Source organism: Flavimaribacter sediminis (genome assembly GCF_019492055.1).
GTDB lineage: Bacteria > Pseudomonadota > Alphaproteobacteria > Rhizobiales > Rhizobiaceae > Flavimaribacter > Flavimaribacter sediminis.
Map to the genome: position 1 here is coordinate 218,964 of NZ_JAICBX010000002.1, position 15,407 is coordinate 234,370.

A 15,407-nucleotide genomic window follows, 5' to 3' on the forward strand; every position below is an offset into this window, starting at 1 on the left:
GCGCGGGCACGGTTGTTTCACCCCGAGCCCGATGCTATCCAATCACCAGTTGTTTCGCCCTATCAAACCGGACCCCCGCCATGACTTCCGCCTTCAAAGCCTACGACATTCGCGGTGAAATTCCCGCTCAGGTCAATGTGCCCTTCACCTATCGGCTGGGCCAGGCCGTCGCCGCCCAGTTTTCTCCCCAAAGCGTGGTCGTCGGACACGACATGCGGATGGACAGCCCGGCGCTCGCCCAGGCGCTGATCCAGGGTTTGCTCGACAGCGGCGTTGACGTGCTTCCGCTTGGCCAGTGCGGCACCGAGGAGGTCTATTTCAACACCGATTTCCACAACGCCGACGCCGGGCTGATGATCACCGCCAGCCACAATCCGATGAACTACAACGGCATCAAGATGGTGCTGAAAGGCGCGCGCGCGGCGACACAGGACAACGCCCTCGGCCCCCTCGAAACGCTCGTCTACTCGGACCAGCAGTTCAAGACTGTTTCCGACTATGCGGATCGCGGGCGGCTCGCCATGCATCTCGACAAGAAGGCTTATATCGAGCGCCTGCTGACCCAGGTCTCCGGCGTCGATCTCAAACCGTTGAAGATCGTCTGCCACGCCGGCAATGGCTGCGCCGGACCGATCATCGATCTTCTGGAAGACCACCTGCCCTTCACCTTCATCAAGGTGGATCACGAGCCGGACCCGACCCTGCCGAACGGCATCCCCAATCCGCTGCTTCCAGACAAGCGCGAACGCGCGAGCAAGGCGGTGATCGAAAACGGCGCCGATCTCGGCCTTGCCTGGGACGGCGATTTCGACCGCTGCTTTTTCTATGATGAAAAAGGGCGCTTCGTCGAAGGCTACTACCTCGTCGGCCTGATCGCCCAGACGCTTCTCCGCAGCCATCCGGGCGGCGTCATCCTCTACGATCCGCGCCTGACCTGGAACACGATCGACGTCGTCAAGGCGGCGGGCGGCGACCCGCGCGTCTGCCGGACGGGACACGCCTTCTTCAAGCAGATGCTTCGCGACGACAATGCGCTCTACGGCGGCGAAATGAGCGCGCATCACTATTTCAACGATTTCAGCTTCTGCGACACGGGCATGCTGCCCTGGCTCGCCATCGTCGCCGAACTGTCCTCCACCGGCGCAACGCTGAGCGAATTGGTCGACGACCGGATCGCCGCCTTCCCTTGTTCCGGCGAGATCAATTTCACCGTGGACGACGCGAAGGCTGTCCAGAGCCGTATTTCGGATCACTTCGCCCCACTCAATCCCGAAATCGAAGGCGTCGACGGCCTCGGCATGGCCTTCGACGACTGGCGCTTCAATGTGCGCGCGTCGAACACCGAGCCGCTGCTGAGGCTGAACGTCGAAGCGCGCGGCGACGCAGATCTCGTGGCCGCCAAGGTCAACGAAATCACCAAGCTGATCCAGACGACCTGATCGCCGGTTAAATCTGGAATATAGCGGCGGCTCTCGATATTGGGGCCGCATCTTGCATGGATACTTTTTTCATTTAAGACATTGAAATAGAACAATAAAAAATAATTCTGGCTTTGTTTCGGGAATCCGCGATTTTCAGGCTTTCCGTGATCTGCAGAGCTCCAAGGCGGTTCACTGGGTTTGTTTCGGGAATTTGGCTTTTTCGCCTTTCTCCCAGTCATCCGATCGCATCTGGCTTTGTTTCGGGAATTCTGATTTTTCACTCATTCGGCGCCATTCGGCCAATCGCAGCAGCCCTTTGTTCGTCTGAGCTTATATCACAAAAGGCCGATAAACGCAGCAAGATTGTTCATGTTTTGTTCGATAAATAAGCCGACGCGACGCAATATTGCGTCGCGTCGCGTTTCGATCAATTCGTCACGTTGGGCGCGTTCGGGAAAAAAAGTTGCTTGCCGTCGAGCCTGTAGGAGGCAATCGCCTTCTGACCCTCGTCCGACAGCATCCAGTCCACAAAGGCCTGACCAAGGTCGGATTTGACGCGCGGGCATTTCTCGGAATCAACCAGGATCACGCCGTACTGGTTGAACAGCGCCTTGTCGCCCTCCACCAGGATTTCGTGATCGGCCTTGTTGCCAAAGGCGATCCAGGTCGCCCTGTCGGTCATTGTGTAGCCGTCCATGCCGATGGTCGCATTGAGCGTGGCGCCCATGCCCGAGCCGGTTTCGCGATACCATTGCCCGCTGCTTTGCGACGGATCGACGCCTGCGGCCTTCCAGAGCGCGACTTCCTTCTTGTTGGTGCCGGAATCATCGCCGCGAGACACGAAAATGTTTTCGCTGTCGGCGATCTTGTTCAACGCGGTCGACGCATCCTTCATGCCCTTGACGCCAGCGGGATCAGCCGGCGGTCCGACGATGATGAAATCGTTGTACATCAGGTCCGTGCGCTCAACGCCGTAGCCTTCCGCGACAAATTTTTCTTCCGCCGGCTTTGCGTGCACCAGAAGGACATCGCCGTCGCAATTGCGCGCATTCTTGATGGCCTGCCCTGTTCCAACCGCGACAACCCGGATCTGGACGCCGGATTTGTCTTCGTAGATCGGCAGGATGTAATCGTAGAGGCCGGAATTCTGTGTCGAGGTCGTTGACTGGACGACGATGAAATCGTCGGCCATCGCGCCCCCGGCCGTCATGGCGACCACAGTGGAAACGGCCATGAAGCGTGCAAGATGTCTGTTCATTGAAACTCCCCTTTTCAAAATAAAGTTCAAATCAGCAAGCGTCCTGCAATGAACGCCTCCGCAGTTTCGGATTGCGGACGCTGAAAAAAATTGTCGGTTGCAGCGCGTTCGACGATTCGCCCATGATGCATAAGAATGATCTCGTCCGCGACCCTTTTCGCCTGGGCGAGATCGTGGGCGACCATGACGGCGCGCATGCCCTTGACGCTGGCGTCCTGCACCATCGTTTCGATCGCAAGGACCGAAGCCGGATCGAGGCTCGATGTGGGTTCGTCGAGGAACAGCAGATCCGGATGCGTGGCCAATGCCCGAACCAGAGCAAGACGCTGCCGCTCACCGCCGGAGAGCACGCGGGCGGACGCATGGGCGAGGCGCTCCATGCCCGCCTCGTCAAGCGACGTCTCTGCGCGACGGCGCGCCTCCGTCCGACTGTGGCCGACGGCGCGCAAGGCGTATTCGACATTGGCCCTGACCGAGCGGCGCAGCAGAACAGCGTGCTGCAGCACCATGCCGAAACGGCAATAGCGCGACCGGGAGGGCGGCGTGCCATTCCATCGCACCTTGCCGCGGTCTGGCTGACGCAATCCGGCGAGCAGGTTGAGGAGCAGCGACTTGCCGGCGCCATTGGGACCCACGATGACGGTGGTTCCCTGACCGGCGATCTCGATGTCGTCGACATCAAGCAGCACCCTGCCCTTGCGGCTTACCCTGAGACCCGTTCCGGTGACGGGAAGAACCGGCATCGCCTGGCGCTGCACGGCCGACAGCAAATTCTCACGCATAGGCGCGCCTGACGGCTGCAGCGCGTGACATGAACACGAGCGCGTTCACGGCGAAGGCGATGGTGACCAGAATGAAGCCAAGGCCAAGCGCCAAAGCGAGGTTTCCCTTGGAGGTTTCAAGCGCGATCGTCGTCGTCATGACCCGCGTGACATGGTTGATGTTTCCGCCGACAATAATGACGGCGCCGACTTCCGCCACCGCCCGGCCAAAACCCGCGAGCAGCGTCGTCAAAAGGCTGTAGCGCCCCTCCCACAGAAGCGTTTTCAATTGCGCCAGGTTGCCAAGGCCGTAGAGGACGAGTTGATCGCGATATTCATCGTGCAGGTCTTCCAGCGTCTGGCGGGCGAGCGCCGCGACGATGGGCGTGACGAGAATGGTCTGGGCGATGATCATCGCGGTCGGCGTGTAGAGCAATTGCAGCGGACCAAGCACGCCGGCGCTCGACAGCAACATATAGACGACGAGACCGACGACGACCGGCGGCAGACCCATGAGCGCGGAGATCGTGATAACGAGCAGTCCCCTGCCCGGGAACCGCGCGACGGCGAGGAAGGCGCCGACCGGAAAGCCGACGAGGGCAGCCATCGCGACGGCGCTGAGGCTGACGCGCATCGACAGCCACACGACCTCGAGAAGGTCGGGGTCGAGCGAGATGACCAGCCTGAACGCCTCGAAAAATGACGCCGCGAAATCCTGCATCCGTGCGTTTGTCTCCTCTCCATTGAAACCGTGTATTGCGCAAACGCCTTGCGCGTTCCATCAAAAACGTCCGGCGGGGTGAAACAAAACCACCAATAATTTGACGCCATTGCGAAAGGCGTTCGCGTTGCGACATTTGTCGCGCAAACACGAAACGAGACGCGCAGCGCGCGAGGTCCGATGAGACGCGGCTAGTTAGCGCCCTGCGCAGCCCCATCCAGAAGATCGCCCAGCCTTCGTTTCGCGTCTTCCTTTGCAATCTTCGCGGCAAGCAGGATTTCATCGATACGATGAAAGTCCATGCTGGCGAAGCCGCCGACATCGGGGCGAATGAGCAGGTCCGGCTCGATCCGCTTCAGGCGCTCGTTGACCAGCGAATGCAAGGCGATCTGTGAGGACCCGATCCAGGTGTCCATTGCGCCAGGCACGGGTCCGGTAACGCGAAACCCGTTTCCGGTGACGTCGACTGCGATGACAAGTCCCGGCTGGTCGGCAAGTATGTCGAAAGGAGTGGGATTGACAAAACCACCGTCTATGAGCACGCGATCCCGCCACTGAACAGGAGACAGAAGCACCGGAAGCGCTGCGGACGCGCCGATCGCCTTTTTCAACGGCCCGTCTTCGATCACGAACTCTTCCTCGCGATAGAAGTCTGCTGTGACGATTCTCATCGGCGTGCGCAGGCCCGTGAATTCGTCAGGAACGGCGTCAGGCAGTATGGCGGACATCAGCACTTCCGGATCAAGCGCGGCCGAGTTCCCCATGGCGAAGACCGATGTCCAACTGCCAGGATTACCGGGAAACAGACGGCGCAACGTGTTCAACCTGCTTGAGAGAAGATCGATAGCAAACGCCCTGATCTCCAGCCCGGACATGCCGCTGGCATACATGGCTCCAATGATCGCGCCCATTGACGTGCCGGCGATCATCGAAGGTTGGACGCCAAGATCGTCCAGCGCTTCCAGAACCGGAATGTGGGCAAGTCCCCGTGCTGCGCCGCCGCCGAGAGCGATGGCGCATCCCGAGCCTGCAGATGCGCGCGCAGCGCCGGACGCGCCCGCGACAAGCGACAGTGAAGCCGCTTTCAGAATATCGCGACGTCCGAGAGAAAAGGTCATTCGGCCGCCGTCCCGCCGTTGGAGCAGCCGTTCTGGAAACCGTTGTCGCAATGCGCTTTCAGGCGCTCGGTGTCGGCCGCCGTCCAGTCTTCGGGCGCAGTAACCTCGACCCAGGGATCGATATAGTCATGCGCATAGTAGGCGTGACCGTAGCCGGCGGGGGCGGCGGTCGACAGCGCCATGTCGAGGGCCAGTTGAAACTGCGTGACGATGGGCATGAAACGAAGATAGGGCGAAACGCCCCTGCCCGGCGGCTCGCGCATCCATACCGGCGGCCGCAACGCCGACAGCGGATCGAAGAACACGATCGGGTCGCTCGGATATTGCAGGAACATCATGCGCATGTCGCCCCAGTCGGCGTAACCGGCCTCATTCTCGTCCGGCGCGCTGTAGCGGATCAGCGATCCGTCGCCGATCTTCGGCAGGACCCACGGCGTGCCTTTATTGCGCCCGTGCTGCACCTTGTTCCAGAATTCCGACGGGAATGGCGGACCGGCCCAGAACGCGCCGTCAATCGGATCATTGACCAGCTGGAAGAGCGTTGTCGCGTACATCGACGACCAGGCGCCGAGGCTCAAGCCGTGGATGTAGAGCCGCGGCCGTCGATCGGCCGGCAGTGTTGTCCAGTAATCGTAAATGGTCGAAATCGTCGCCGAGGCCTGATCCAGGCCGGTTCTGGTTTCAAACAGCAGCGCGAAAGGCGACTGCAGATAGGAATATTGAACCGCGACCGTCGCGATGTCGCCATTGTGCATATATTCGAGCGGATCGTGCGATCCCGGATCCATCCAGCCGGTTCCGGTCGGGCTGACCAGCACCAGAACCTTGCGGTCGAACGCGCCGAGCCGGATCAGCTCGGCGAGCGCGAGGTCGGCGCGCTCCTGCGGCGTGTCCGCATTGGCGCGACCGACATAGACGCGCACGGGATCGAGCGCCGGCTTTCCTGTAAACGCCGAGATCGCCGCGGCGTCCGGGCCGCCGGTCACGAAATCGCGTCCGGGCTGGCCCATTTCCTCCCACCCGACCAGGGATTCGGCGCTGCCGGGAATGCGGGCGAGCGTGGGCGCGGGCGGCGCCCTTTCGAACAGGTTCTGACCGGCTTCATAGGCTTCGTCCATGGCCGAGATGGCGGTGTCGAGCAACCCGTCGCGCGTGACGACGAAGAGCACCAGAAACACAATGACCAGACCCAGCACATTGGCTCTTCGCGGCGGCATGACGCGGTGAAGGCGCGCACGGACGAAACGGGAGAAGAATGCAATCAGCGCGCCGACGCCGAAAAGCACGAGGAAAACGACCAGGGCGATCAGCAGCATCTGGACGAGATGCGCGTCGTCCACAGGCTCCATTCCCATGCGGGCGCGTATGTCGTTCTGCCACAGAAGCGCGTAGCGCAGCGACAGCGCCAGGACGACAAGAACGGCGACAGCGGCGATCGCCTTCACAATATGCAGCAGGCGACCGCGCAATACCGGCATGTCGGCGGCTGTCCAGAGCAGTTCGACAATGCGCCAGGCGAGGTATCCGAGCGCCATGACGATACCGCCGAGAGCGCCTTGCAGAACAGGATCACGCGGGATCAGCGACGGCGTCAGGGAGGCGGCGAGAAACAGGAGCCCGAGCAGGACGCCGAAGGACGAAAACGGCGATAAAATGCGTTGCATGACGATTGATCCCCCGCGTAACAGTCGACGCCGACTTGGCGGATTCTGAAGAAACACCCGCCAGTGCGACTGAGCCGTCTACAATAACAGCGAAGAGTTTAACGACGGGTGTGCATGATTCAAAAGCCTTTGCGGAAATAATATACAAGCGTGGAGCAGCCGGGCTGACAAAATGTCAGACGGCTTGCAGTCTGATCACGTTTAGCATGCATGGGTTCAACACGTTTTTGACAGTTGCCAAGCGGTCCGGTTTTCTCCATGACCCTGTCGCGGAGGGTGCGCATGGATTGTGATGTGGGAATTGTCGGCGGCGGGCCGTTTGGGCTGATGCTCGCCAACGAGCTCGGGCGACGCGGCGTCTCCGCCATACTGTTCGACGAGAAACCGTCGACGGCGTTCAATCCGCAGGCCAACGCGACCCAGGCGCGAACGATGGAGCACTATCGGCGGCTGGGATTCGCAGACGAGATCCGGGCGCTCGGCATGCCGGAGGATTTTCCGACCGACATCGCCTACTTCACCCGCTATGCGACCCATGAACTGGCCCGCTTTCGGCTGCCCTCGGCGCGCCAGGCAAAAAGTCGCATCGCCTCGCTTGGCGGATCGTGGAGCGCGGCTGAGATGCCGCACCGCGTGTCGCAGAAGTTCGTCGAACAGGTACTTCGAAACCATGCGGAAAAGCTCGACGGCGTTTCCGTCCACTACGGCTGGAAGGTCGTCGGTTTTAAAGACAGCGCAGACGGCGTCGCCGTCGAGGCCGAAGAAATCGAGACGGGTTCGCGCCGCACGATACGGTGCCGGTATATGGCCGCCGGCGACGGCGCGCGCAGCTTCGTCCGGCGCCGGTTGGGATATCGCATGGGAGGAGAAACCGGGGTCGTGCGCGATTTCTTCGGCGGGCGTATGTTCGCCCTCTATCTGCGCTGCCCGGAATTCTATGCGGCCTCGCCATTTGCGCCCGCCTGGATGAATGTGACGTTCAACGCGCAAAGGCGCGCCTTCATGGCGGCGGTCGACGGGCGCGGCGAATTCGCCTTTCACACGCAACTTCGCGATGGCGAGGACGCGGATGCGATGAGCGACGACGAGGCGCTGGAGGTGTTCCGCTCGGCGGTCGGGCGTCCGGTCGACGCGGAAATCCTGTCACGCGGAACCTGGACGGCCGGCCATGCACTTGTGGCGGAGCGCTTCGCCGCAGGCCGGGTGTTTCTCGGCGGCGACGCGGTGCATCTCTTCACGCCGGCCGGCGGGCTCGGCTACAACACGGCGATCGACGATGCGGTCAATCTCGGCTGGAAACTCGCCGCCGTCGTCAAGGGAATTTCGCCGCCTCAACTTCTCGACAGTTACGAGATCGAGCGGCGACCGGTGGCGATCCGCAACACCGATTTCGCCCGGCGCTTTGCGGAATCGCTGGGCAACTACAAGCCGCAGCCGGGGCTGGAGGACGATACCGACGAGGGCGCCCGGTTACGCCTGGAGGCCGGAGCCTATCTCGGGGCGCATGGCCGGGCGGAATTCAACATCCCCGGCGTCACCTTTGGCGCGCGTTATGACGGCTCGCCGATCATTGCAAGTGAAGCGCGCGAACCGGCGGCGGACAAGCCGGACGTCTACACATCGACCGCCTCGCCGGGTGGGCGCGCGCCGCATTTCTGGTTCGACGAAACCACATCGCTCTATGATCTGTTCGGCTTCGAGTGGACGCTGCTGCGCCTCGGCGAGGCCGCGCCGGAGGCGGCTGGCCTGATCGCCGAGGCGGAGCGCCGCGGGATACCGCTAAAAGTCCTTGATATTGACGCTCCAGAGGTGGCCGTCCTCTACGAAGCGCCGCTTGTTCTTGTCCGGCCCGATCAGATCGTTGCCTGGCGGGGAGCAGACGACAGCGAGGCGCGGTTTATTCTCGAAACGGTGTCGGGAGCGGCCTCGTCTCCTGCTGCGTAACGCGTTTACATCTTAACAATATTGCGCTCCGGCTTTCCTTGCGCCCGCGAATCTCCGATGATGCGCCATGGCCGTCAAACTTCTTTCAGAGACGCTGATAAACCAGATCGCCGCCGGTGAAGTGATCGAGCGGCCGGCGAGCGTCGTCAAGGAACTGGTGGAGAACGCCATCGACGCCGGGGCGCGACGCATTGAAATCGCGACGGCCGCAGGCGGCAAGTCGCTGATCCGCGTGACGGACAATGGCTTCGGCATGGGCCCTGAAGATCTGGGGCTTGCGGTGCAGCGTCACTGCACATCAAAGATCGAAGGGGAACTGGATCACATCTCGACGCTCGGTTTTCGCGGCGAGGCGCTGCCGTCGATCGGATCGGTCGCAAAGCTTCGGATCCAGAGCCGGCCGGACGGCGCTGACACCGGTTTCGAGGTTCGCGTTGAAGGCGGCCGGATGACCGAGCCCCGCCCCTCGCCCGGCAACAAGGGCACGATCGTCGAGGTTCGCGACCTTTTCTTCGCGACGCCTGCGCGTCTGAAATTCATGAAGAGCGAGCGCGCCGAGACCGGCGCGATCACCGAGGTCGTGCGCCGCATGGCGATCGCCTTTCCTGAAGTGCGCTTCGCGCTTTCCGGCCCCGACCGGACCAGCCTTGAATTTCCGGCGACCGAGGATGACCGGCTCGCGCGCATCGCCCAGATACTCGGTCGGGACTTCAAGGAGAATGCGATAGAACTGGACGCCGTGAGGGAAGATGTCCGCCTCACCGGCTTTGCCTGCGTGCCGACGTTCAACCGGGGCAATTCGCTGCACCAGTACATGTTCGTGAACGGGCGTCCGGTGCAGGACAAGCTGCTGATTTCAGCGATCCGCGGCGCCTACGCCGACACTGTGCCGCGAGGGCGCTACCCGGTCGCGACCCTCTTCATCGAACTCGATCCGGCGCTGGTGGACGTCAATGTTCATCCGGCAAAGGCCGATGTCCGGTTCCGCGATCCGGGGCTGGTGCGCGGCCTCATCGTCGGCGCGATACGGGAGGCCCTGACGCGCGAAGGCGGCCGCGCCTCGACGCTGGGCGCCGAGGGGATGATCCAGGCCTTTCGACCGGGTTTCGGGTCGCAAACCGCTGCGCCGCAAAGCCGTCCGTCGGGATTTGGAAACGCGCCTTACTTCCATGGTGGGCAACGCCCGCAAAATTACGCCATGGATCAGTCGCCTTTTCGTCCCCTGGAGACGGCGGCGGTTGCAGGTTTCGCGGAGGAGCGGCAGGCCGTCTTTGGCGACGTCGATCGCCCAAGCGCGCGCGGCGAAAGCGCGCCAGCGAGTGATCATGCGCCTTCTGCGGAGGATGCGACCGACCATCCGCTGGGCGCGGCGCGGGCGCAGTTGCACGAGAACTACATCGTCGCCCAGACCCGCAACGGCCTCGCCGTGATCGACCAGCACGCGGCGCATGAGCGCCTGGTCTACGAGGCGTTGAAGCAGTCTCTTCACGCGGACCGGACGCCGTCGCAGGTCTTGCTCATTCCGGAGATCGTTGATCTTGCGGAGGAGGACTGCGACCGTTTCATGGCTCACGCCGACGCCTTTGCGGAGCTCGGACTTGCAGTCGAGCGCTTCGGCCCCGGCGCGCTGGCCGTGCGCGAGACGCCGGCCATACTGGGAGAGATCGACGCCGCCGGCCTGGTGCGCCAGCTTGCCGACGATATTGCCGAGTGGGACGATGCGAGCGGCCTGAAGTCGCGCATCGACCATGTCGCGGCGACGATGGCGTGCCATGGTTCGGTGCGCTCGGGCAGGCGCCTCACGATCGAGGAAATGAATACGCTGCTGCGCCAAATGGAGGCGACGCCGGGCTCCGGCCAGTGCAATCACGGCCGCCCGACCTATATTGAACTCAAACTATCTGATATTGAGAAGTTGTTCGGCCGGCGATAGAAGATCCGGCCAAGCCAAGAAGATACGACGAGAGAACGGGATGAACAAGTTTGAAGGCCATGGGTCTGGCGAAGCCAAGATCCGCTATCTCGACTCCGATTTCCAGGTCATCACGCCCGGTTCCTTTGTCCGTTGCGCGATTACCGGCGAATCCATTCCACTGGAGGAACTGAAATACTGGAGCGTGGCGCGACAGGAGCCCTATGCGAACATCCAGGCCTCGGTCGAGGCGGACCGGATCGCCGGCGTATTGCCCAATCAGACTGGCGGCTGATTTTCCGACATTCTTCGCTTCCTGAAGTTTTCCCGCGCTTCCTCGATGAGGCGTTGCCCGAGATCGGGCAGATCAAATTTCAAACGAACGCCAAGCACCTCGGATTGAGCGGCGAGCTCCGGCGTTTCTCCGCCGGCGTGCCTCAGGCGAGCCATATCCTTTGACGTGGTGACGAGCTGCAGGTCGTTGCGACGGGCGAGATCGAGGAGGTCCGCCATCTCTTCCTCGTTCAGAGAGTGATGGTCGCCGAAACTCCGCGTCAGCTCCACCTTCGCGCCAATCGTTTGAAGACTGTGAAAGAACTTTCCGGGATCACCGATACCGGCCCAGGCCAGAACCCGCTTGCCGCGAAACGACTTCGGCTTGAGCGGATCGAGGCGCGCCTCATAGACCGGCTTCGCCGCCCGCCCGGCCATGCGCACCACCCGGTCGGCCGCGTCTCCGTCTCCGATCACCAGCAGGCCGTCTGCGCCGCGGATCTGATCGATAAGCGGCGCGCGCACCGGACCGGCGGGCAGAATGTGCCCGTTCCCGACGCCGCGGCGGGCGTCGATGACGAGAAGCGCGTAGTCGAAAGCGATCTTCGCGCTTTGAAAGCCATCGTCCATGATGATCAGGTCGACGCCGTTTTCAATCAGGAGCTTTGCGCCGTCGACGCGCTTGGGGGCAATGGCCGTCGGGGCCTTGTCGGCCAGAAGCAGCGGCTCGTCGCCGACTTCCGTTGCGTAGTGGTGCGACGGATCGACGAGCGTTGTCTTGCGCAGCGAGCCGCCATATCCACGCGTCAGAAAACCCGGTTTCAGCCGCATTGCGCGGGCGGCGTCGGCAAGCGCGAGCGCCGTCGGCGTTTTGCCGGCTCCGCCGACTGTCAGGTTGCCGATGCAGATCACGGGACAATCGACCGGCGCGCGCGGCGCATGGCGCATGCGGATCGCCGCGCCGCGGCCATAGGCGAACGCCAGCGGCGAGAGGCACCAGGCGCGCCAGTCCGATCGCGCCCACCAGAATGGCGGGGCTTCACTCACCATGGGCGGCGCTGTCCGTTGCTTTTTTGAAGCTGCGCCTGGACCATCAGCGGTTTGATATAGGGCTCCAGCGCGCGAACGGTCTTGGGCAGCGCGCCGCTCATTTCCTCGATCGTCTTGGCGGCGGCGGCGCACATGTCGCGGCGCACCTTCTCGTTGCTGATGAGATAGTCGACGGACTGGATCAGCATGTCGCGGTCCCGCACCAGCCGGGCGCCGCCGCGTTTCAAAAGGCTCCGGTAGCTCTCGCGAAAGTTCTGAACGTTGCGGCCTGACAGGATCGCGCAGCCAAGCGCCGCCGGCTCCATCGGGTTCTGACCGCCTTCGCCGGTGAGCGAGCGTCCGACGAAAGCGATGCTTGCAAGGCTGAGATAGTAGCCCATCTCGCCGATCGTATCGCCGAGATAGACATCGGTGTTCTGGGTGATGACTTCACCGCGCGAGCGACGGGCGACGATCAGGCCGCGCGACTTGATGAGGTTTTCGATATCATCCGACCTTTCGGGATGACGCGGCACAATGACCGTGACGAGGTCGTATTTCTGCATGAGGGCTTCATGAACGTCGACGGCGATTTCCTCCTCGCCGGCGTGGGTGGAGACGGCCGCCCAGACGGGACGGTCGCCGATGCGCAGCTGCATCTTGCGCAGCGCTTCGGCGTCGAAGGGCAGCGGCGCCACGTCCGCCTTGAGATTGCCGGATATGGTGATCGGACGGGCTCCGAGCGCATGAAAACGCTCGGCGTCGAGATCCGACTGGGCGACGACCAGGGACAGATTTTCGAAGAGCGCCTCAGCGAGGCTCGGCCGCTTGCTCCAGCTCGAGAAGGACCGGTCCGAAAGCCGGCCGTTGACGAGAACCTGGGGCATTTTGCGCGCGCCGAGCTCGAGGATCGTCATGGGCCAGATCTCGGATTCGGCGATGACGGCGAGATCGGGCTTCCAGTAATCGAGGAAGCGGGAAATGGCCGGTTTGAGATCGAGCGGCACATATTGGTGGATGACAAGGTTGCCGAGGCGTTCGCGGGCGACGGAGGCGGAGGTGACGGTGCCTGTCGTCAGGATGACGTGAATGCCACGGCTGCGCACCTCGTGGATCAGCGGCACGACGGCGTTGGTTTCGCCGACGCTCGCGGCATGGAACCAGACGATTGGTCCATCCGGACGTTCCACGCTTGCATAGCCGTAGCGTTCGAGCCGGCGCGCCCGCTCTTCCTTGCCCTTGGTCGCCCGCACCGCAAGGTAGCTGCCGATAAAGGGATAGATGCCTGCTCCGGTCCAGCGATAGGCTGTCAGAGCAACGCGCGCCCAGGTATGGCTCATTCACGCACTCCAACGGCCTCGTAGGCTTGGCTCGTCACCCGATTCATCTCTTCTGTCAATATCTTCCGGAATTCCTGCAACTCCTCCTCCGACGAATTGCGCGGAACGTAAACAGGGTCTCCGATCTTAAGGCAACCCCGGCCGAATGGCAGATTTATGGTGGTCTTATCCCATGTTTTCTTGAAAACATAGTGATTGCTGGTTGCAAGGGCGATCGGAAATATCGGTCGGCCCGAAAGTTTCGCCAACATGACGATGCCCTCGCTCGCCTGGCGCGGCGTGCTCTTCGAGATATCGGCGATGATGGTGATGTTGTAGCCGTCGCGAATGGCCCGGATCAGTCCGCGCAGAGCCTGGGCGCCGCCCTTCTGGTTCTGGAAGTAGCTGGGCCGACCGCCCGACCCGCGGACGGTCTTGACGCCGTTGAGCTCCAGGATGCGCGCATTGATCTCTGCGTCCTGGCTTCTCGAAACGAGGGCTGCGACCGGCTCGCTCTTCGGGCGATGATAGGGAATGAGATATTGCTGCCCGTGCCACATCGCGAAGATGCCGGGCCGCATGCCTTCCGATTTCTTCACGAAGTCGTCGGACGCCGGCACGAACCGGTTGGTCCAGTGGATGAATGTCAGCACCCCGTGTATGGAATAGGAGACAATCGTGAGAAAAACATTCGACTGCAGCAGCCCGCGCAACGGACGCCGCTTCCTGCGCCTGTGGGCGACGTCACCGTCAGGGGGCCTTGTTCCAGAACTCATCAGCGATCGTTCATCCGCCAGCAAAAACCACGACGCCCGGCGCCACGACCGGACAGGGGCACATTCATGCTGGCCGGTTCATGCGGCCGCAAACGCCCTAGAGGCTGGTAGAATCATCATCTTCCGGATTCAAGAGCTTATGCATGTGGACAATGAAATATCGCATATGCGCGTTGTCGACCGTCTGCTGGGCCTTGGCCTTCCAGGCCACGAGCGCCGACCTGTAGTCGGGGTAGATGCCGACGATGTCCAGATCGTCCAGATCACGGAACCGGACTTGCTTCAGATCCTCAAGTTCGCCTCCGAATACCAGATGAAGCAGTTGCTTGTTTTCCTGCGCCATGGCCAACTCCATTGTTCAACCGGTAAAAAACCAACACTGTCTTACCACAGCAGTATGACGCCGGGATTGTGCATTGCAAGAGACAGCGTCTACAACTCGACGCCCTCCAGTTCTCTCCTGAGCGTCGACATCATGCCGTTGGCGGCGGCGATCAGCACGTCATGCTTCGTCGTCGCGCGCGCATAGCCCGGCGCATTGCCGTTGATGTCAACGAGGCTTCCGCCGGCCTGTCTGAGAATGATGTCGGCGGCTGCGATGTCCCAGTCACTGGCGTTCGCCTTGACCAGCGTGGCCGAGAGCCTGCCGTCAGCGACCATCGCGATCCTGTAGGCGAGCGATGGAATGTAAACCTCGTGCACCATTGTGGCGAGAGGACCGCCGGACAGTTTCTTCATGATCGATTTGGGCGCAGCGACACGTCCCTCGAACCCCTTCGACGACACCGCTATCGGCTGGCCGTTTTTCATGGCCGGCCCACCGATCGCGGCTTCGAAATATTCGTCGCGCGCGGGACAGGCGAGCACGCCCGCCTGCGGAACGCCGTCGCAAACGACGCCGATGCTGACGCACCATTGGTCCTGCCCGCCGACGAAGCCGCGGGTTCCATCGAGCGGATCGACCACAAAGACGGGGGCTCCGCCGAGCCGCGACAGGTCGTCGGCGCTTTCTTCCGACAGCCAGCCATAATCCGACCGGCTGCGGCCAAGCGTTTCCTGCAGATAGTCGTTGACGGCGATGTCGGCCTCGGAGACAGGCGACGTTCCATCCTTGTACCAGACATCGGGATCGCGGCGGAAATAGCCCATGGCGATCGACGCCGCTTCCCGGGCGGCGTCCCGGATGAGCGCCAGATCGCTTGTCGTCATGT

General features: G+C 62.2%; 14 protein-coding genes. 4 read left to right on the plus strand and 10 right to left on the minus strand.

Translation table 11 applies throughout. From position 1 onward, the window contains the following. Positions 1–80 precede the first annotated feature (80 nt). Positions 81–1,439: a phosphohexomutase domain-containing protein gene (locus tag K1W69_RS09280; protein ID WP_220228087.1), complete on the plus strand. Its 1,359-nt coding sequence runs from the start codon at positions 81–83 to the stop codon at positions 1,437–1,439. A 409-nt stretch (positions 1,440–1,848) separates the two neighbouring features. On the opposite strand, the gene K1W69_RS09285 is transcribed toward K1W69_RS09280, so the two are convergent. The 5 genes from K1W69_RS09285 to K1W69_RS09305 all read right to left on the minus strand — a co-directional run bounded on the left by K1W69_RS09285 (position 1,849) and on the right by K1W69_RS09305 (position 6,943). Further along, positions 1,849–2,679: an ABC transporter substrate-binding protein gene (locus K1W69_RS09285; RefSeq protein WP_220228088.1), complete on the minus strand. Its 831-nt coding sequence runs from the start codon at positions 2,677–2,679 to the stop codon at positions 1,849–1,851. A gap of 26 nt (positions 2,680–2,705) precedes the next feature. Further along, positions 2,706–3,461, minus strand: coding sequence for an ATP-binding cassette domain-containing protein (locus tag K1W69_RS09290; protein WP_220228089.1), 756 nt, complete (start codon positions 3,459–3,461; stop codon positions 2,706–2,708). Continuing rightward, entirely contained in the window at positions 3,454–4,161 is a 708-nt protein-coding gene (locus K1W69_RS09295; RefSeq protein ID WP_220228090.1) for an ABC transporter permease, read from the minus strand. The genes K1W69_RS09290 and K1W69_RS09295 overlap by 8 nt, the downstream gene beginning before the upstream one ends. 191 nt (positions 4,162–4,352) lie before the next feature. Continuing rightward, a complete protein-coding gene (locus K1W69_RS09300) occupies positions 4,353–5,279 on the minus strand; it encodes a patatin-like phospholipase family protein (protein WP_220228091.1) in 927 nt (308 codons plus the stop codon). Further along, complete coding sequence (locus K1W69_RS09305; RefSeq protein ID WP_220228092.1) at positions 5,276–6,943, minus strand: alpha/beta hydrolase; 1,668 nt, start codon at positions 6,941–6,943, stop codon at positions 5,276–5,278. Before K1W69_RS09305 ends, K1W69_RS09300 begins: the two co-directional genes overlap by 4 nt. A 282-nt stretch (positions 6,944–7,225) precedes the next feature. On the opposite strand from K1W69_RS09305, the gene K1W69_RS09310 reads away from it, so the two are divergent. The 3 genes from K1W69_RS09310 to K1W69_RS09320 all read left to right on the plus strand — a co-directional run bounded on the left by K1W69_RS09310 (position 7,226) and on the right by K1W69_RS09320 (position 11,094). Then, positions 7,226–8,887: an FAD-dependent oxidoreductase gene (locus tag K1W69_RS09310; protein WP_220228093.1), complete on the plus strand. Its 1,662-nt coding sequence runs from the start codon at positions 7,226–7,228 to the stop codon at positions 8,885–8,887. Positions 8,888–8,954: 67 nt separating this feature from the next. After that, positions 8,955–10,820 (plus strand): DNA mismatch repair endonuclease MutL, encoded by a 1,866-nt coding sequence (gene mutL / locus K1W69_RS09315; RefSeq protein WP_220228094.1) that lies wholly within the window; start codon positions 8,955–8,957, stop codon positions 10,818–10,820. Between the two features lie 40 nt (positions 10,821–10,860). Then, positions 10,861–11,094 (plus strand): DUF2093 domain-containing protein, encoded by a 234-nt coding sequence (locus K1W69_RS09320; RefSeq protein WP_220228095.1) that lies wholly within the window; start codon positions 10,861–10,863, stop codon positions 11,092–11,094. On the opposite strand, the gene lpxK is transcribed toward K1W69_RS09320, so the two are convergent. The 5 genes from lpxK to K1W69_RS09345 all read right to left on the minus strand — a co-directional run bounded on the left by lpxK (position 11,079) and on the right by K1W69_RS09345 (position 15,405). Continuing rightward, complete coding sequence (gene lpxK / locus K1W69_RS09325) at positions 11,079–12,122, minus strand: tetraacyldisaccharide 4'-kinase (protein WP_220228096.1); 1,044 nt, start codon at positions 12,120–12,122, stop codon at positions 11,079–11,081. The genes K1W69_RS09320 and lpxK overlap by 16 nt on opposite strands. Beyond that, positions 12,116–13,441 carry a lipid IV(A) 3-deoxy-D-manno-octulosonic acid transferase gene (waaA, locus tag K1W69_RS09330; protein ID WP_220228097.1) on the minus strand — a complete coding sequence of 442 codons (1,326 nt, stop codon included), beginning with the start codon at positions 13,439–13,441 and terminating at the stop codon, positions 12,116–12,118. The genes lpxK and waaA overlap by 7 nt, the downstream gene beginning before the upstream one ends. Continuing rightward, positions 13,438–14,196 carry a lysophospholipid acyltransferase family protein gene (locus K1W69_RS09335; protein WP_220228098.1) on the minus strand — a complete coding sequence of 253 codons (759 nt, stop codon included), beginning with the start codon at positions 14,194–14,196 and terminating at the stop codon, positions 13,438–13,440. The genes waaA and K1W69_RS09335 overlap by 4 nt, the downstream gene beginning before the upstream one ends. A gap of 97 nt (positions 14,197–14,293) precedes the next feature. Then, positions 14,294–14,539: a DUF4170 domain-containing protein gene (locus tag K1W69_RS09340; protein ID WP_258570966.1), complete on the minus strand. Its 246-nt coding sequence runs from the start codon at positions 14,537–14,539 to the stop codon at positions 14,294–14,296. A gap of 89 nt (positions 14,540–14,628) precedes the next feature. Further along, complete coding sequence (locus K1W69_RS09345) at positions 14,629–15,405, minus strand: 3'(2'),5'-bisphosphate nucleotidase CysQ (RefSeq protein WP_220228100.1); 777 nt, start codon at positions 15,403–15,405, stop codon at positions 14,629–14,631. Positions 15,406–15,407: the final 2 nt, after the last annotated feature.